This window comes from Lawsonibacter sp. JLR.KK007 (assembly GCF_036941135.1).
Classification (GTDB): Bacteria; Bacillota; Clostridia; order Oscillospirales; family Oscillospiraceae; genus Lawsonibacter.
Genome location: NZ_JAYWSY010000001.1, coordinates 493,009 through 508,585 on the forward strand (window position 1 = coordinate 493,009; position 15,577 = coordinate 508,585).

Genomic DNA, 15,577 nt, shown 5'->3' on the forward strand with positions numbered 1-15,577 from the left:
AACTCGCTATTTCCACGCTCTCGGAATTGTGGTATAATGAGAAAATACAGAACAGTAAATTGAAAGTTGACGCCGATGAAAATAAATGAAAAGAGAGAACATCTATGCTCAATGCAGGAAGCAGGATAGTAAATAATTGGATATATCCTATTGACAACGGCTATGTACTGATTGATACAGGGTATGAAAGAGGATTTGCACATTTCAAAAAGCAACTGGCAAAGATGCAAATAGCCCCTCAACAGATACGATATATTTTTCTGACACACGCTCACGATGACCATGCAGGCTATTTGAATGAAATACTCTCGGAATGCTCTGACATTCAAATCGTTATGAGTGACAAGGCGTTAGAAAGATTATATAAAGGGCAAAACTCTTTTCATGGCGGTTGCACAACCAAGATTGCCTTGCTCTTTTGTTTCTTAATGAAATTTGTTGGCAAGGGCAAGCATTTGTTTCCTCCAATAACGCAAGAATATTCATGTAGATGTATTCAAGTGACCGAACAAAACCGTAAGCAAGTGGAACTTTTATTGCAAGGAAAAATCATTGATACTCCCGGTCACACCGCCGATTCCATATCTCTTTTAACTAATGACGGTTCTCTATTCTGCGGCGACGCTGCTATGAACGGATTGCCAAGTTTACACAGAATAACTATTTGGGCGGAGGATAAAACGGATTTCCTAAAATCTTGGGAAACAATCATCGCACTTAGACCAAATCTAATATATCCGGGACATGGCAAGCCGTTTGGATATGACGACCTTAAAATAAATCTAAAGCGGGCAAAAAATATGGAATTATTACCGATTCACTAACTTCCGATTTATCGAACAGACAAGGAGGGCGAGAAAATGTCTTTATCCATTCAAGAACGCTTGAAAGACCTGCGTGTGCAGCGTGGCTTGACGCTGGAACAGCTTGCAGAGCAGACGAACCTCTCCAAGTCTGCGTTGGGCAGTTATGAAGCGGACGATTTTAAGGACATCAGCCACTATGCTCTTATCAAGCTGGCGAAGTTTTACGGCGTGACCACCGACTATCTGCTGGGGCTGTCTGAAATGAAGCGTCACCCAAACGCTGATCTTGCAGACCTGCGTTTGAGTGACGGAATGATTGACCTGCTGAAAAGCGGGCAGGTGGACAATGCTCTGCTGTGCGAATTGGCGGCGCACCCGGATTTTATCAAGCTGATGGCCGACCTTGAAATCTATGTGAACGGAACGGCGGTGAAGCAGGTACAGAGCGCAAACGCCATTGTGGACGCTATGAGCGCAATGATTATGAAACAGCACAATCCCGGCTTGACCGACCCGCAGTTAAGACAGCTTATCGCTGCCCATATTGATGATGACAGCTTTTGCCGTTACATAATCCAGCAGGACATAGACGAGATAGCCGCCGGCCTGCGGGAAGCCCACAGGGAGGATTTTTTCAGCGTCCCGGAGGATAACCCGCTGAAAGGATTATTGGAAGCCGCTACCGAAATTACCAACCCAGACAGTGACCCGGAGCAAGCGTCTTTGGCGTTTATCTGCAAACGGTTGCGGCTGAACTTTAAGAAGCTGTCCGGGGAAGAAAAGAAGTGGCTGAAAAAGATTGCACAGAAGTCGGACTTGCTGAAAAAACCAACCCCACAGCGGGGACGGAAGTAAGAAAATAAAAAATCGCATTTTGTAGGAGGTATATTATGTCATTGGAAAAAGTTTATGATTATTTCCATAATTATGATAAGCAGACTTATCAGGTTGTAGCTTGTATGGGAAATGAGCCATCGGAGCAGGATATAAAGGATTTTGAAAATCAGTATGGGATAAATCTTCCTGCTGATTTTAGAGAGTTCACTATGTCCCCATTAGGTGGGCTTTATATGGAGGTTCGAGAAGAAATATGGCCACAAGCGAAACAATATGACATAGGCCCATTTTGGTCGTTCTGTCGAGGAATTATAGTCTATGGAATTGCCAATGGAATACCCGATTTTTTGGATATTCGTGAAAAAACGAAAGAACTACACGATGAAGGTTTTACTGATTTTATCCCATTCTTGTCCATTATAGGGAATGGTGATGAAATATTTTGTTTTGACAAGAATAATAACATAGTCCTTCTTGACTACTACACAACAGGAGAAGCTACACCGATTGAGGGGACTTTTTCAGATTGCTTGATGAACCAAATTGCGGAGTTAGAAGAACGGAAAAACAAGAAAATCCGGGGAGAGGATAAAATCAACTAATTCTGATTTGCGAGGAGAATTGTGACTATGATAGAGTTGAATACATTCAAAAAAATATTGGAAGAAAATGAAGAACGCTTGCCATTACTAACGCTTGATGAATTTTTCGATGGAAACACAGAGGAGGATTCCATTGCTCCGAACCAATGGGAATTTGGCCGTCCAACGCTTTCTGAAATACGAAATATGCTACAAAAGATTGAGTTAATGCCTGACATAGCATGGGTGCGTGTTGCTCTCCACGATGATACAGAAATCGTAGAAAACAATGGGAAAGAAGAATTAGTTCTTGCAGGAGATACAATCGTGATTTGCACAACCATTTTGCCTGCGGAATTAGAAAAATTAGTAAATTGCGAATGGCTATGCTCTGATGGAGTAATTACAATAGAGGCATTTGAATTAAATACTTATTCGTGCGTACCACCAATTCCAGATAACTTCGATTGTTTGGAAATCGTGTGGGACTAATCTAAAACTTTCAGTTTATCGGGGGAGATAGCAAAGGCAGCCGAGCCAGTCAACGGTCAAGATGAACGGCGCACAAATGCGCCGCCGTTGACAGCCCCGCCTGCCTTTGCTGATGGGCAATCAAGGCGGGAAAGCCCTAAAATGGCTTCCCGCCCATTTCAATTTTGAGAAAAGAACGACCACTAAAATAAATGAGTGTGGCCACACATATAGTCACGGTGTCTAAAGGTTTGGGACATTTTGTCCCATAGGCTGAGGACGGTGGACGAGGGCTTTCATATACGCCCTGTCTGCTGCTGAAACCAGCCCTTTGTTTCCGGCTTCCCAGCCCCAAACAAAGCCCTGTTTTCCTGCCGCTTCAAATGCCCTTGCCCTCCCCGGCGGCAACGGCATTTTCACGGCAACGCCGACAGAGCGTATAACACACTACACTTTGCTTCGCAAAGTCGTGTGCCAAATGGGGCGTTGCCCCCTTTGGATACCCCCACAACAAACAGGCGCTATGCCCCTTGCCGGGAGCATAGCGCCTGTTTGTTGTCAGCAGCCCGTTTCACGGTCTGCGTGTAGTTCCTTGTAAAATGACCTAAGCTGTGATATAGATAATCCAATTTTAGTTTGCAATAAATTTTCGGAATTTATAAATGGTCTGAAAAAGATTGAACATTGAAAAGGGGGTAATACCATGAGCGAATACCGAGACGGAATCAAGCTAAAAACCACTACGCCCAGCGTGATCCTTTTGAAGCTCCTGCGGAAATGGTATCCAAATCAGTCCCTATCTGATTTGCGGGCCATGGTTCAAAATCATGAATACATCTATTTAACCGATCAGGAAAAGTCTTGGATAGAGGGTGACCGGAAAATGGCGAAGCTCCTCAAAGAGTTGGATCGGGCTGGATTTGAGACGGAATTGTACCGGGAGCGTCAGGAGAAACCAGGATGTCCCTGGCAGGCAGATCCTATGGACCGAGAATTCTTCCGAAATACTCTCCAGACAGACCGGGAGATTGAGCGGGAGACAATGCTTGACATAGAGCGTGAGGTGGAGGGCTTCGTCAGTCCGGAGGCCATGGCGGACATTGAGGAAGAACTGCGAAATCAAGACGAGGAGTACTGACCTTATGAGGGAACAGAGCGTATGAAACGGGAAGAAGACGATTTTGCCGCTTATAGGCAGCAACAGAATAACCGGGCTGCTCCCTTTTCCTACATATACCCGCAGATGCCGCCCCGGTTTCGCTGGTGCCGCCGCTTCGCCCAGGCGCTGTTCCTGATAGAGTGGGGAGGCTTTGTGGTGCTGGTTCTCAGCAACTTTCCAGCGGGTGTTGTGGCGCTGCTCTGGGGCAAGAAGGCTCTGCTGGAGGGAGTTGGAGCCATGGCGTTCCTGCTCTCTCTGGTATCCTTTGCGCTGCTGCCCCTGGCCTTCCTCGCCAGGTGGCTGAGGCATACGGCGAAACTCTTTTGGCACTGCCCTTGCTGCGGACAGCCTTTCCCCTACTACGCCCCGGATGGTAGGCATGAGGAAATGCGGAACAAGGAGTGCTGCTATACCCTCCGGCAGATGCGGATCGGATATGTGAAGACAAAGCTCTGCCCGCTGGTGATCCCATCGGAGTGCCCAGCGTGCAGACGGAAGTTTTTTGAGATGGCAGGCTTTACATCTGAGGTATAAAGAAGGAGGATCTCCTACTGTCAGCGCCAATGATAAAATGAAAGAAAACGCCGAGGAAAAAATGTAGTTTTGTGGCGGAGAGGAGGGAAAAAAGATAGACTCCCAATCAGGGCGAAAAAGAGCCCGGAAAGGGAGTCAGGAAATGAAAGGAGCACAGTGGATGGATATCCGAAGCGACAGACAAAAAGGCCTGAGCTATGTGGAGCTGGGCCGGAAGTACCACATGGACCCACGAACAGCAAAGCGGTACGCGGAATCGCCGCAGAAGCCGGAGTACACATTGAGCGAGCCCAAGCCCACAAAGATGGACCCGTACAAGCAGATCGTGGACGAGTGGCTGGAAGAGGCGCCGTATTCAGCGCTGCGGATCCTGGAGAAGCTGCGGGAGATGGGGTTTGACGGAGGTTACAGTATTGTCAAGGCGTATGTGAGCAGCCGGAAGATGGACTTGAATGAGAAAGCAACGGTGCGGTTTGAGACGATGCCGGGGAAGCAGGGGCAGATGGACTGGGGATTTTTCGAGGATCACCTGGTGTACGAGGATGGGAAGTGGAAAAAGCTGTACTGTTTTCTCATGATTCTGGGATATTCGCGGATGCGGTACATCGAATTTGTCACAGATATGAGCACAAACACGTTGATACGGTGCCATCAGAACGCGTTTCGGTATTTCGGAGGCTACCCGGAGGAGATTCTGTATGACAATATGAAGCAGGTAGTCATCAAGCGGCTGCTGAAGCAGGAGGATTCCACGCTAAACCGGCAGTTTGAGGACTTCGCGGGCTTCTATGGATTCAAGCCCATTCTGTGCCGGCCATATCGGGGTCAGACGAAGGGGAAAGTAGAGCGGACGGTGCAGTTTGTCAGAGATAATTTTATGGTGGGGATCCAGTACAACAGTCTGGCGGACTTGAACGGACAGGCCCTGGCCTGGTGCAATAAGGTCAATGGGAAAGTCCACGCCACCACCAACGAAATTCCCTTTGAGAGGTTGAAAAAAGAGAGACTGAGTCCTCTTACCCGTGAGTACATCATCGACAAAATCAACCTGAGGCGAGTACAAAAAGACTGCCTCATCTCGTACGCCGGCAATCAGTACTCCGTGCCAGCGGAGTATATCGGCAAAGATGTGGCAGTCGTGGCCCTCGACAGCATGTTAGCAGCATATTACGAGGGAAAGCAGATCGCTCTGCACCGAATATCGTATCAGAGAAAGGACATGGTTGTCAATCCTCAGCACTATAGAAGGCTTACGCTGAAACAGACGATGGATGCAGAAAATGTTCTGCTGGAACAGGACAAAGTAATAGATTTTCCCTTGAAACCATCGGATTTGTCCAGATATGACGAGGTGCTGTATGAGTGAATTTACCATGGACAGGCTGAGGGAAAACCTGGAAGCCCTTAAGATGAAAAACACTCTGGAGATTCTGGACAATTACCTGGAACGGGCGGTGGCGGACAAGCTCAACATTGTGGAGGTTTTGGATCACATTTTCTTAGAAGAAGCCAAATCCAAGCGGAGACGGGCCTATGAGAAGCAGATCCAGATGTCCGGCTTCCCCATTAAGAAGACCCTGGACGACTTCGATTTCTCTTTCCAGCCCTCCATCGACAAGCGCCAGATCGACGAACTGGCCACCATGCGCTTCCTGGAAAACGGGGAGAATGTGGTCTTCCTTGGCCCGCCCGGCGTGGGCAAGACCCATCTGGCCTCCGCTCTGGGCCTTGTGGCGGCACAGCATCGCTTTTCCACCTACTACATCAACTGCCATCAGCTTATTGAGCAGCTCAAGAAGGCCCATTTTGAGAACCGTCTGCCGGACAAGCTCAAGGTTCTCGCCAAGTACAGGATGCTTATCATCGACGAGATCGGCTACCTCCCCATGGACATCCAGGGCGCAAACCTGTTCTTCCAGTTGATTGCCAGAAGGTATGAAAAGACGTCCACCGTCTTTACCTCCAACAAGACCTTCTCCCAGTGGAACGAGGTCTTTGCCAACGTCACCATCGCCTCCGCCATCCTGGACCGTGTCCTGCATCACTGCACCGTTATCAACATCAAGGGCGAGTCTTACCGCCTGAAAGAACGCAAGGAATTTATGCGCCAGAAGCAGCAAATCGTGAACACTCTTTTTGAGCAAGGCAACTGCTGATTTTGTTACCCACCACCGCCGAAAAATGACAAAATTTCTTCGGCGTTTTCTTGCAATTTCATATCGGCGTTGACACCTACATGGGACTATTCCTGCAAACCGCCCTGTTCCCGGGCTGCGATGAATCCATAGCCCGTGATGCCGTGGAAGCGGCGGCAAAGAATCCGGTGTTTTATATAGACCTGGAAGCGTGCAGATACGCGCAGAGCTATGAGGGCACGCAGGTTCTGATAGAGGGGGACACCCTGGGCTTTGCTCCGCTTGCAAAGGCCCTGTCCGACGTCTCGGAGAACCCTGTGCTGCTGCTGTACATTTACGATGGCGACTATTGGGGCTATGATTTTTACGGCGGAGACGAAGAGGATCACTTCAACACCGTTCCGGACTATTTTGGCCCTGTCAGCCCGGAAGAGAAACAGCGCCTGACCGGCAATCCGGCGGCGCTGTCGGGCTGGCTCCCCACCTGGGACACTGGCATGATGCGGCGGTATCTTGTTCATTGGTCCGATTTGGATGAAGATGCGATGGAGGAGACCGCCTGCCCTGATGACCGCTTCACCTATGGTGACTGCTGGCAGATGGCGGATTTCATGGCGCGGCTGGGCTTTCCCTGGGCCTTCGATCAGCTGCAAGAGGCTCCGCCTCTCCAGCCGCTCTATCCCAAACTGCGGGAGATTTTGGAACGGGAGCTGCCGCCTGTCTCCACGGAAGTGCCGCCGGAGGGGAAGGCCCTGCTGGACAGGCTGCCCTCCGCACTGTCCCAGGAGTATGTCCGCCGGTTGCTGGAGGAGAGCGGCGTGAAGGAATTCGAGTTCGAGGAGAAGGACCCGGCGGAGATCATTGAGGCGGTCAGATTTCACCGGCAGACAGTCAGCCGCCCGGAGTGCGATCCCCAATGTCAGCGGTTAGCAGTGCTGGCCGCTTTCTGCGCATTCTGGTTGAGAGGAAGCATCGCCTGGGGCTTTCTGGACTATGCCACCTATGAGCCTGTGTATGGCAGCTATGAGAAGCCTACCGACGTCTATGTCCTCCGGGCCAGGGCAGCGCTGACGGACTTCTCAAAGCGGCACCGGGCCTTGAGAGACCTGGAGCGGCTGATCGAGCTGGACCCCGCCAACCGAGCGTTGTATCAGGCGGAGATCCGGCGGTGGAACAGCCAGGAGCGGGCCTGGGAGAAGCAGGCGGAACCCCGGCATGAGGCAATCAGGCAGCAGTGGGCGGAGCAGGAACGTCAGGAAAAGGAGCGAGAGGCCCGGCGGCTCCAGCTGATTTTGGAGAAGCGGCGGAAAAAGAAGCCATAAGCATTGACAGACGAGGAGACGCCATTATGCTGGCAAGGAGATTATGGCAAAATAGTGGCGCAAGCCCGTTACCCTTGCGCCCCGCCCCCGTTCCGGCTCTCGTCTGCGCCGGTTCGTCATGCGCTTTCCATAAAAAACGCTCCCGCCGGTTGGCAGGAGCGAGGTTGAAGTTTTGAGGCTATTTACTGGGTGGTGATTGAAAAATAGTAGCTGATGTGATAAGCTAATTTTCAATAGATGCTTATAAAGATGTGGAGGGTCATAGATGTTCGCTATTCCAGAAGATTGCCAAACTGATGTGTGGTTTGAAGCACTGAAAGCATTTATTGACTGCGTCGAACCTGGGTGGTGTAAAAACTTGCAAGGCGCTAAACAAAAAGAAATTAACAAGCTAAAGAAGTATGATAAAACTCTGACATTACCCAAAGAGTATGAAATTTTTTTACTGAACGCAGGAGGCAAATTTTCATTTTACTTTCCTTATAAACCGATTTCCTTTTCTTATTATGACATTCATACTATGCTCGAATATCCACATTACTGGGATAACATCTTAGCAATCGGTTCACAAAGTTATGAGAGTGAAAAATTGGGCTATTTATTTTCAGTGTCTTCTCCCTGCGATAAAACGCCTCTTGTGATGACCCGATATGATAAAAACATCGGCATAAAAATTGCAGATAGTTTACGGCAATATCTGTGTTGTCAAGCATTTTTAGCATTTGGAGGACAACAATTTCCGGTTGGATATGACTATCGCATTGCACAGGAACATGAATTATCCTCCGAAGAATTCTCTTGGTGTATTACCAACTATGAAAACACAAATCAAAGTTCTTTGGAAGATGCGGGTTTTGTCGTGCAGTCAAAGAAATTGCAGGATATTTTATTAAAGCATGGCTATCGTGAAGCATGGTTTAGCACTCCGCTGGATCAGGTTTGGCTCCAACAAGATAGTTTTTGTTCAATTTCCCGCGACTTTGACCCTGACAACATATTTGATACTGTATCGGGACAAATATATGCCCATAATCAAGATGCAATTCAATATTTAATAAATGATTTTACTCAACTTGGGTATCCGTGTGTACTATACGAAGCCACCCATTAAGGCTCGCCAAAAATTCTTTGTTCCATTTTATATAAGAACGGCACAGCACCCAACGAGGCCGGGGCAGGGCAGTACCCCCTCCCGGCCTCGCCCCGCAAGCCTGTTACCCTTGCGCCCCGCCCCCGTCTGCGCCGCCCTCCTGCGCTGTCTGGGCGGTTTTGGCGGTGGGCTGGGTGTTACGTTCCCGCGCTAAAGATGCTTATAATTTCCTCAATTCGGACTGTGTGACCGAAGTACGCATGGGCCGGACCATCCTCGCAATTCAGTCATAAGAAAAGGGCATAGGAACGGAAGCTGCAACTCCGTGTTCCTATGCCCTTAATGTGTTGGTATGGGATATGCTGGCCGCTATCCAGTCTGAAACGCGGCCAGGGTGTCGTTTATGGCTTTCAACGCGTCATCGCCCATAGGAGCTTTCCACGGCCCCTTGGCAGGTTCGGCCGGCATCGGAGTTTCCTCCGCTTCAGGTAGCTCACCGGGAGCTGTCCCCGCAAACCGGGGGTGCTTCTCCATGATGGCAAGCAGCATCCGCTCCAGCGCCGCTTCGTCTATTGGGGGCGGATCGCCGCCGTGTCCCTGGGGCGGGTGCTGGATATAGGACAGGACGGCGCTGGCGATAAACTGTGCCTTGTGCCGCCCCTGCTGTTCCAGAAGCTCCGACGCCATCCGCTGCTGGGGGTCCTCCATGTTGAATTGCAGGGTGAACCGGCCCGGTTTTTTCTTCTCTCCCATGCCGGTCACCTGCTGTTCTGGGCGATTCGGTACAGTGTCTCATAGCCCTTGACGTTGGCCCGGATGTCCTCCACAAACAGGGGATGGGCCACCTTGCCGGATTTCTCAATGTGCCGCTTGAGCAGGATGGAGCCGCCGCCTACAAACACCACCGGGGCGGTGCGCAGTTCCAGCTGCCGTTCCCGAAGGGCACTCAACAGGTCAGATACAAACTCCTGGGCGCACCGTTCCACCACCGGAATTACCTCCTGGAGTCCCTGCACAGACTGACCCAGGAGAATGGCGTCGATCTCCTCCTCCGTCAAGAGGATGTCCTGGGCCGCCCGAACCTTGGAGATGATCTTGTTATAGAGCATGATGACCCCATTCTCCAAGGAGTCGCAGGATGCCATATCGCCCCGTCCCTTTTTGATGCGGATGTAATCCATCGTATAGCCGCCAATGTCCACCACCAGCGCCAGGGGCACGGTGGTGAGGGCCTGGAGAATGGAGGCCGCAGCCGCATAGGACTGGGGATAGCAGGCCACATCGTCGATGCAGATGGAGTAGGGCTTGCCGCGGTAGGTGAAGCTGACCACGCCCCTCCGGGAAAAATACTGGATGAATTTTTCGTTTTGCGCTCCGTAGTGGGCCGGCGGCAGGCCCACCGCCAGCTGCACCCGGATAATGCCGGGGGCATAGGCACTGGATGCCTCAATCTCATTGGCAATCCCAAACAGGGTCAGAATAAAGAAGCGGTCGTCCTCTGTTTTGTCCCGGCGGTAGGGGATGCGCTGGTCGGAGATCTGATAGTATTTGTCCCCGTACTTCAGCACATCCGGTCCAAAGGGCCGCACTTCGCTCTCTGTCAGGCCGGAGATAAAGGGTTCGCTCCGCACCAGCTTACACTGCTTGTTGCCGTGATCCATTGCAATTAACATAGTTTTATCCTCCTTATACTCATGTAATACGGAAATAACACGCCGTTTTCAACAGACGGCATTTATTTTTATGATATTTTTCTTTCTGATCAGTGATTGGAAGGGCTTTCTAATAAGCACAGGGGAGCGGTTCAAGCTCATACCCAAACAGAGTGCCGCCGCGTCCCAAATCCGACAGGATCACATCAGAGGTTTCATAGCTTTCTATGTCGCTGTCTGTCCCTCCGTAAAACCGCTGTACGCAGGCTTTATCCGCCAGCCACAGGGCATATTGAATATCACGGCCAGCCTGCGCAGAGATGTCCAGCCGCACTTTTTCCCAAAACTCCAGCTGGTCAAGCTCTGACATATCATCCCCATAGCCGTTTTCTTCCAATTCTCTGCCCATGCTCTCCATCTCAATGATTAAGTCCGAGTTTCTTACCAGTTCATTTTGGATCAATTCATTCAAAATATGCGCATTCCCCAAAGTAAACAGTTCATAGCAAAGCACATGGGCAAAGCGCCGCTCCAAAGAGCCGGAGTAGGTTTCCGTCCGATACATAATTGTCACGATTTGTCCTCCTGTCAGGATAGTGAGACGGCCCACCCACAAAGGGCAGGCCGTCTGAATGTGGCTATTGATAAATCTGGTGGAGATCCCCGTTCTGCATGATCCAGTCATAGCGTCCGCAGCGGAAGGGGATAAAGTTCCAATCCGTGGCGTCGTAGTAGGGCGTACCCAGCAGCTTGATCCGGCTGGCCTCAAAGCCCCATTCGGAGTTAAGCCGCTGTATGGCCCGCTCCTCGGAGATCGCCTCGCCGCAGTTGTTCACCGCCCAGCATTTCGGGCCGGTCTGATAGGCGATAACGGCCTCCGGACACCTGACGCACCACCGATGCCGGGCATATCCATAGAGCTCATAGGCGTTCAGTGCGCCGTTGTCCATGTGCCGGCGCAGAATCCGATAGAGTTTCTGGGCGGCGGAGAGGTCACCCTCCATTTGCAGCTCGCTCCAAAATTCCTCCCAAGTGAGGGGGATTTTCTGCTCGGCCTTGATCAACCGGGCATACCCGGCAAGGGCATCCGTCTCAGTATCGTACTTCCAGCCTTCATCAGAGAGAAACTTGGCATATTTCTTGTCGCCGGTCTTCTGATGTATCATCATAATCTGTTCGTATTCCATAATACTAACCTCCAAAGTTTGGTGCATGGCGTGGCTGGTTTTTTCTGTTTGCCTAATCTATGGTTTAAGACGGCGCATTGCTGTTACGGGCTAATCTCCCCTCGCAGATGTCCTCGATGGTATCTGTGAGGTTTTGGGGGGAGTCAATCCCATACCCGTGCATAATGTTCAGCAATTCACCGGTATGGCGGTCCCGCAATTCGCAAAGGTGCAGCCATCCATCTTCCTTTTCATACTCAAAGCTGATGTCCAGCTCGGTACCCCCATCAACGGAGTATGTAAAGATGCGGCTGTCAAAATCTTTTGGCCGCTCACTTGATCCGTTCCACAGAGATGGATTTGCCTGTTGAATATGTTTCTGGGCAATTTCAACCGCTCGTTCATTCATTTTAGATGTTCCTCCGTATTCATATTTTCTGTTTATGTGTGTACGGAATAGTGCGCTTTTTTCAAATCGTTCTGGTCGTGGAGGATCAAACCACCTGTGATGGATGGACGTCCTGCCCGACACGACTGGAACATAAAAGAATACGACTCAAAATCGTGGTAAAATACAACGCGGTCTGCTCCCCAGAAATTGTCCCGCAGGGCACGCGCCAGCTTCCTGCGAACGGTGCGGTTCTCCAGACACTTTCGCAGCCCCTCCGTATCGACAAATACGACCTGGGGTGTCACAGTGTTCTGGAGGGAGAGAACCCGCCAAGTCTTCGGCCCGCCTTTTTGGGCGCTAGCCTCCATGAAAGAGGTCAGCGCGTCATAGGGCAGGACCGCCGTTTCTTCCCAGCCAGCCAGCTCGCAATCGAAGCGGCGCTGGAGCCAGGAGAAGCTGATGGTCAAAGTTCTGGCGGCAGTGTTCAGACGCAAGGCAGCGAAAGAGTAGATGTCCTGCGTGATAATCTCCGGCTTCTGTTCCAGCTGGGCAAGCATATCGCGGGTAATTAGGAACGTCTGGGGCGATTTTTTTCTCTGGGAGATAGTCTTGAATCCCATGCAGTACTCGCCGGCAGAAACTTTTACAAGTGTTCTGTTATTCAAAATAATCTTCCTCCTCTTCGGTAAAGTAGCAGTTTTCCAAGTCAATCTCTTGCGGATGGTTGCATACCATATCCAACACATCAAGGCCATAGCGGTAATCTTCCAGATCCTTTGACTGCATTGTGGTCCTGGCCTCCTGCAAAAGATCGGACCATTCTTCCGTCTCACACCCGTCCATGCCTTCTTGGATTTCATCCGCAAAGTAATCCTTAATATAGATGTCCAGCCGGTCAATGATGGTGGAAGCATTACGGAAACGGTCGCTTTCGATATTGCCCAGATTGGCTCTCTGCTGATCAATCAGGCCCCAGCCATCGGGGTACTTCACAAGCCAGAAGTCGATTGTCTCCAGAAACTGGTCAAATAAGTGCTCCCACTTGTTTTTGTCTTTCTGCTTACAGTTATTGGCAGCAGCTTTCCTCCTCTCCAACTCGGCGCAGATTGCTTCATACTGCTGCTTGGCCTTTTCCCATGCCGTATGCTTTGGGAGTTTTGAAAGCCTCATTCCATCGCCCCAATTTCCGCCGGACTTCATAGTTTCGTTATAATACTTCTCCCGAGCGGCCGAGCGCATTTTTTCCAGTGTTTCGGTCCTGTACCGGCTGTAGTCAGCCATCTTTAATCCTCCTAAAAATAAAATTCAATATCGTCCTCGTGGGGAAACTCGTCATCGCTGGAGGTGTAGTTGGCCGGAGAATAGGTCTCTCCATCCAGCTTAAACTCGTCCCGTGCCACCTTCTCCCTGAGAAGATCGTGTGCGGCATCGCTGCTGGTACAGATCAGAGCAAATTCCTCCTCGGTCAGCTCCATTGTGACGCCAAGCCGGAAAAACAGTTTTTTCATATCGCAGCTCCTCCTCAGACCAAATGGGCGCACATAAAGCTGTCAAAGCTGCTATAATCGCTCCAATAGGCGGTGTCGCCCTCGACGGCAGCTGCCTGCGCCCAAACAGTCATTAAATCCTTGTCATACTCGCTGGTATCCACATTAAGGCCATAACGCAGGCAGTGCGCCGTCCACAAACTGCGCAGCTGATTACAGGTGAGTTCTGCATCGAAGCAGTTTTCGTTGGCAAAGTCAAGGACATACTGAAGCGCCCGCTCCCGTTCTCTGTTGTCCTGCTCCTCAATGGCTTTCAGCCGTGCAAGAAGCATCTCTCCAGTGAGCAGTGTTTCTATCTCCCAATCCTGTCCGACACGCCATGCGGTGAAATTTTCTCCGGGGCGCAGACGCTGGAAGTCATCAGGATAGGAGGCGTGGCCCTTTCGGGCCATCGCCTTGCCTGCCATTGTGTTTATGTAGTACACAGGTTTTCCTCCTTCAGTCCATCTGATAGTACATTCCGGCCTCATAGCCCTGTTCTTTCAAATAGCGGCTCATGGCCTCGGCGGCCTTTGTCCGGGTGTATCCCTGTCCGACGCCGCGAACAGAAAACACATAGGTTGTATCGTTCCAGAGCGTCCATACAAAGCAGCCAACCCCAGCCGCTCTTGCCGCGGCCTCGACAAGTTTTTTGTCCCAGCCCGGCAGGGTGAGGGCGGGAGCGTCAAAGTTGCAGGTGCCGCCGTCATCATTGCCCATGTGCGCCAATCCATAGGCGTGGGCCGCTTTCAAATCGTCCGCCAGCTTTTTGTATTTTCCGGTCAGCTCGGGCACATGGTACGTGTTCTTGATCTCATAAAAGAAGTACACCGCATCATCCGCACTGGTACTCTGATAGGAGACGACTTCCTCGCCGCTGCCGTCCTTGAGCAGGAGCATGGTTTCATACTTCACATCCGAGAGCTGAGCAGCACTCAGCGTCGCGCTGCGTCCATCGGCCAAACGAATATGCTCATCCCGTTTGATTTGTGTTACCATCACGATTCCTCCTCCATAATCTTTTTGCAGGCTTGCTGAAAACCTCTGTACAGCCGTTGATCCGACTGTACCTGTTCCATCGTGCAGTTCAGTGTGTCCAGCGTGTCATCCGCATCCCCGGTGTAACCATACTCATGGTTTTTCAGCTCACGGTAGAACATCTGGAAGATGAAACCATCCCCAGTCGTGTCCGCCTCGATGGCCGCCGCAAGCTCTTCCTTATGCCGGGCGCTCGTCTGGCGCAGCAGTTCCACATCCTTCTTCTGGATGTAGCCGCCGGCCCCAATGGCGCAAATCTTCTTGACATCCCGCTCCGGGTGGAGGCCCCAGCCCCGCATCATTTCGTTAAACTGCTTCTGCCCGAAGGCAAATCCCAGAGGCAGCGCGTTAAACTCCTGCTGCTGCCTGTCCCTCATTTCCTGATACTGGTTCATTTGCATAGCTCCTCTCTAAATCTTGCGTGGGGGAGAGCCAATCGGCCCTCCCCTGTGTTATCATTTTCCGGTCATCTGGAAAGGCTGAGCCGGTGTCAGCATTGTGATTTCTAAGCTCCGGGCCTTGTCCAGCTTACCGCCCAAACGCATAGCGGAAAAAACTTGTCACGGGCAGCAATCCTCCCACAAAAACCGGGATTCTTCCATTGTATCCCGCAAAGGTGTGAAACGGCTATTCGTCATCATCGTCCTCCTTGGCAAGCCCCTCAAAGACGGCCTCCAGCATTCCGTTGTCGTAGCAGTCAATGATACCGGTGTCCCGGCAGTAGCTTAAAATGTCCTCCAGCATCCAGCGGCCGACATTGGCTTCCTCTCTGCTCAGACGGTTTTCAGCACGGAGGGCGTCCAGACAGTCCTCCATATCGCGCCGGATAGTCTGAAACTGGCAGTAGTCCATATTTGCCATACTCATAA

22 protein-coding genes are annotated in these 15,577 nt (G+C 50.9%); 10 read left to right on the forward strand and 12 right to left on the reverse strand.

The window, feature by feature from the left end; all coding sequences use genetic code 11:
• Positions 1–104 precede the first annotated feature (104 nt).
• The 10 genes from VV088_RS02920 to VV088_RS02965 all read left to right on the forward strand — a co-directional run bounded on the left by VV088_RS02920 (position 105) and on the right by VV088_RS02965 (position 8,956).
• Entirely contained in the window at positions 105–824 is a 720-nt protein-coding gene (locus tag VV088_RS02920) for an MBL fold metallo-hydrolase (RefSeq protein ID WP_016304739.1), read from the forward strand.
• A gap of 36 nt (positions 825–860) precedes the next feature.
• Positions 861–1,661, forward strand: a complete 801-nt coding sequence (locus VV088_RS02925; RefSeq protein ID WP_120408066.1) for a helix-turn-helix domain-containing protein — start codon at positions 861–863, stop codon at positions 1,659–1,661.
• Positions 1,662–1,696: 35 nt separating this feature from the next.
• Positions 1,697–2,245: an SMI1/KNR4 family protein gene (locus tag VV088_RS02930; protein ID WP_016304741.1), complete on the forward strand. Its 549-nt coding sequence runs from the start codon at positions 1,697–1,699 to the stop codon at positions 2,243–2,245.
• Positions 2,246–2,272: 27 nt separating this feature from the next.
• Positions 2,273–2,716, forward strand: coding sequence for a hypothetical protein (locus VV088_RS02935; protein WP_016304742.1), 444 nt, complete (start codon positions 2,273–2,275; stop codon positions 2,714–2,716).
• A 682-nt stretch (positions 2,717–3,398) separates the two neighbouring features.
• On the forward strand, positions 3,399–3,833 hold the full coding sequence (locus VV088_RS02940; protein WP_334599298.1) for a hypothetical protein: 435 nt from the start codon (positions 3,399–3,401) through the stop codon (positions 3,831–3,833).
• A 21-nt stretch (positions 3,834–3,854) separates the two neighbouring features.
• Complete coding sequence (locus VV088_RS02945) at positions 3,855–4,388, forward strand: hypothetical protein (RefSeq protein ID WP_334599299.1); 534 nt, start codon at positions 3,855–3,857, stop codon at positions 4,386–4,388.
• Between the two features lie 142 nt (positions 4,389–4,530).
• Positions 4,531–5,754 carry an IS21 family transposase gene (istA, locus tag VV088_RS02950; protein ID WP_334599300.1) on the forward strand — a complete coding sequence of 408 codons (1,224 nt, stop codon included), beginning with the start codon at positions 4,531–4,533 and terminating at the stop codon, positions 5,752–5,754.
• On the forward strand, positions 5,747–6,544 hold the full coding sequence (gene istB / locus VV088_RS02955; RefSeq protein ID WP_334599301.1) for an IS21-like element helper ATPase IstB: 798 nt from the start codon (positions 5,747–5,749) through the stop codon (positions 6,542–6,544). The genes istA and istB overlap by 8 nt, the downstream gene beginning before the upstream one ends.
• Before the next feature lie 80 nt (positions 6,545–6,624).
• Positions 6,625–7,845 (forward strand): hypothetical protein, encoded by a 1,221-nt coding sequence (locus tag VV088_RS02960; protein ID WP_334599302.1) that lies wholly within the window; start codon positions 6,625–6,627, stop codon positions 7,843–7,845.
• Between the two features lie 265 nt (positions 7,846–8,110).
• Positions 8,111–8,956, forward strand: coding sequence for a hypothetical protein (locus tag VV088_RS02965; protein WP_334599303.1), 846 nt, complete (start codon positions 8,111–8,113; stop codon positions 8,954–8,956).
• 348 nt (positions 8,957–9,304) lie between these two features.
• Here VV088_RS02965 and VV088_RS02970 read toward each other — a convergent pair whose 3' ends face one another.
• From VV088_RS02970 to VV088_RS03025, 12 genes are all read right to left on the reverse strand, one after another.
• On the reverse strand, positions 9,305–9,688 hold the full coding sequence (locus VV088_RS02970; RefSeq protein ID WP_334599304.1) for a hypothetical protein: 384 nt from the start codon (positions 9,686–9,688) through the stop codon (positions 9,305–9,307).
• Between the two features lie 5 nt (positions 9,689–9,693).
• Positions 9,694–10,608: a ParM/StbA family protein gene (locus VV088_RS02975; protein WP_334599305.1), complete on the reverse strand. Its 915-nt coding sequence runs from the start codon at positions 10,606–10,608 to the stop codon at positions 9,694–9,696.
• 109 nt (positions 10,609–10,717) lie between these two features.
• A complete protein-coding gene (locus VV088_RS02980; RefSeq protein WP_334599306.1) occupies positions 10,718–11,161 on the reverse strand; it encodes a hypothetical protein in 444 nt (147 codons plus the stop codon).
• Positions 11,162–11,225: 64 nt separating this feature from the next.
• The gene (locus VV088_RS02985) at positions 11,226–11,774 is read right to left on the reverse strand and encodes a hypothetical protein (protein WP_334599307.1); all 549 of its coding nucleotides are present in this window, start codon (positions 11,772–11,774) and stop codon (positions 11,226–11,228) included.
• Positions 11,775–11,838: 64 nt separating this feature from the next.
• The gene (locus VV088_RS02990; protein ID WP_334599308.1) at positions 11,839–12,162 is read right to left on the reverse strand and encodes a hypothetical protein; all 324 of its coding nucleotides are present in this window, start codon (positions 12,160–12,162) and stop codon (positions 11,839–11,841) included.
• Between the two features lie 32 nt (positions 12,163–12,194).
• Positions 12,195–12,809 carry a hypothetical protein gene (locus VV088_RS02995; protein ID WP_334599309.1) on the reverse strand — a complete coding sequence of 205 codons (615 nt, stop codon included), beginning with the start codon at positions 12,807–12,809 and terminating at the stop codon, positions 12,195–12,197.
• Positions 12,802–13,425 (reverse strand): hypothetical protein, encoded by a 624-nt coding sequence (locus tag VV088_RS03000; protein WP_334599310.1) that lies wholly within the window; start codon positions 13,423–13,425, stop codon positions 12,802–12,804. Before VV088_RS03000 ends, VV088_RS02995 begins: the two co-directional genes overlap by 8 nt.
• Before the next feature lie 11 nt (positions 13,426–13,436).
• Complete coding sequence (locus VV088_RS03005; RefSeq protein WP_334599311.1) at positions 13,437–13,652, reverse strand: hypothetical protein; 216 nt, start codon at positions 13,650–13,652, stop codon at positions 13,437–13,439.
• A 14-nt stretch (positions 13,653–13,666) separates the two neighbouring features.
• Complete coding sequence (locus VV088_RS03010) at positions 13,667–14,116, reverse strand: hypothetical protein (RefSeq protein WP_334599312.1); 450 nt, start codon at positions 14,114–14,116, stop codon at positions 13,667–13,669.
• Between the two features lie 13 nt (positions 14,117–14,129).
• A complete protein-coding gene (locus VV088_RS03015) occupies positions 14,130–14,669 on the reverse strand; it encodes a hypothetical protein (RefSeq protein ID WP_334599313.1) in 540 nt (179 codons plus the stop codon).
• Positions 14,669–15,103: a DUF7659 family protein gene (locus VV088_RS03020; RefSeq protein ID WP_334599314.1), complete on the reverse strand. Its 435-nt coding sequence runs from the start codon at positions 15,101–15,103 to the stop codon at positions 14,669–14,671. Before VV088_RS03020 ends, VV088_RS03015 begins: the two co-directional genes overlap by 1 nt.
• Positions 15,104–15,335: 232 nt before the next feature.
• Positions 15,336–15,569 carry a hypothetical protein gene (locus tag VV088_RS03025; RefSeq protein ID WP_334599315.1) on the reverse strand — a complete coding sequence of 78 codons (234 nt, stop codon included), beginning with the start codon at positions 15,567–15,569 and terminating at the stop codon, positions 15,336–15,338.
• Positions 15,570–15,577 lie beyond the last annotated feature (8 nt).

Coding starts and splice junctions, on each gene's coding strand:
- VV088_RS02920 (WP_016304739.1), top strand. CDS start 105: ATGCTCAATGCAGGAAGCAGGATAGTAAATAATTGGATATATCCTATT.
- VV088_RS02925 (WP_120408066.1), top strand. CDS start 861: ATGTCTTTATCCATTCAAGAACGCTTGAAAGACCTGCGTGTGCAGCGT.
- VV088_RS02930 (WP_016304741.1), top strand. CDS start 1,697: ATGTCATTGGAAAAAGTTTATGATTATTTCCATAATTATGATAAGCAG.
- VV088_RS02935 (WP_016304742.1), top strand. CDS start 2,273: ATGATAGAGTTGAATACATTCAAAAAAATATTGGAAGAAAATGAAGAA.
- VV088_RS02940 (WP_334599298.1), top strand. CDS start 3,399: ATGAGCGAATACCGAGACGGAATCAAGCTAAAAACCACTACGCCCAGC.
- VV088_RS02945 (WP_334599299.1), top strand. CDS start 3,855: ATGAAACGGGAAGAAGACGATTTTGCCGCTTATAGGCAGCAACAGAAT.
- istA (WP_334599300.1), top strand. CDS start 4,531: ATGAAAGGAGCACAGTGGATGGATATCCGAAGCGACAGACAAAAAGGC.
- istB (WP_334599301.1), top strand. CDS start 5,747: ATGAGTGAATTTACCATGGACAGGCTGAGGGAAAACCTGGAAGCCCTT.
- VV088_RS02960 (WP_334599302.1), top strand. CDS start 6,625: ATGGGACTATTCCTGCAAACCGCCCTGTTCCCGGGCTGCGATGAATCC.
- VV088_RS02965 (WP_334599303.1), top strand. CDS start 8,111: ATGTTCGCTATTCCAGAAGATTGCCAAACTGATGTGTGGTTTGAAGCA.
- VV088_RS02970 (WP_334599304.1), bottom strand. CDS start 9,688: ATGGGAGAGAAGAAAAAACCGGGCCGGTTCACCCTGCAATTCAACATG.
- VV088_RS02975 (WP_334599305.1), bottom strand. CDS start 10,608: ATGTTAATTGCAATGGATCACGGCAACAAGCAGTGTAAGCTGGTGCGG.
- VV088_RS02985 (WP_334599307.1), bottom strand. CDS start 11,774: ATGGAATACGAACAGATTATGATGATACATCAGAAGACCGGCGACAAG.
- VV088_RS02990 (WP_334599308.1), bottom strand. CDS start 12,162: ATGAATGAACGAGCGGTTGAAATTGCCCAGAAACATATTCAACAGGCA.
- VV088_RS03000 (WP_334599310.1), bottom strand. CDS start 13,425: ATGGCTGACTACAGCCGGTACAGGACCGAAACACTGGAAAAAATGCGC.
- VV088_RS03005 (WP_334599311.1), bottom strand. CDS start 13,652: ATGAAAAAACTGTTTTTCCGGCTTGGCGTCACAATGGAGCTGACCGAG.
- VV088_RS03015 (WP_334599313.1), bottom strand. CDS start 14,669: ATGGTAACACAAATCAAACGGGATGAGCATATTCGTTTGGCCGATGGA.
- VV088_RS03020 (WP_334599314.1), bottom strand. CDS start 15,103: ATGAACCAGTATCAGGAAATGAGGGACAGGCAGCAGCAGGAGTTTAAC.
- VV088_RS03025 (WP_334599315.1), bottom strand. CDS start 15,569: ATGGCAAATATGGACTACTGCCAGTTTCAGACTATCCGGCGCGATATG.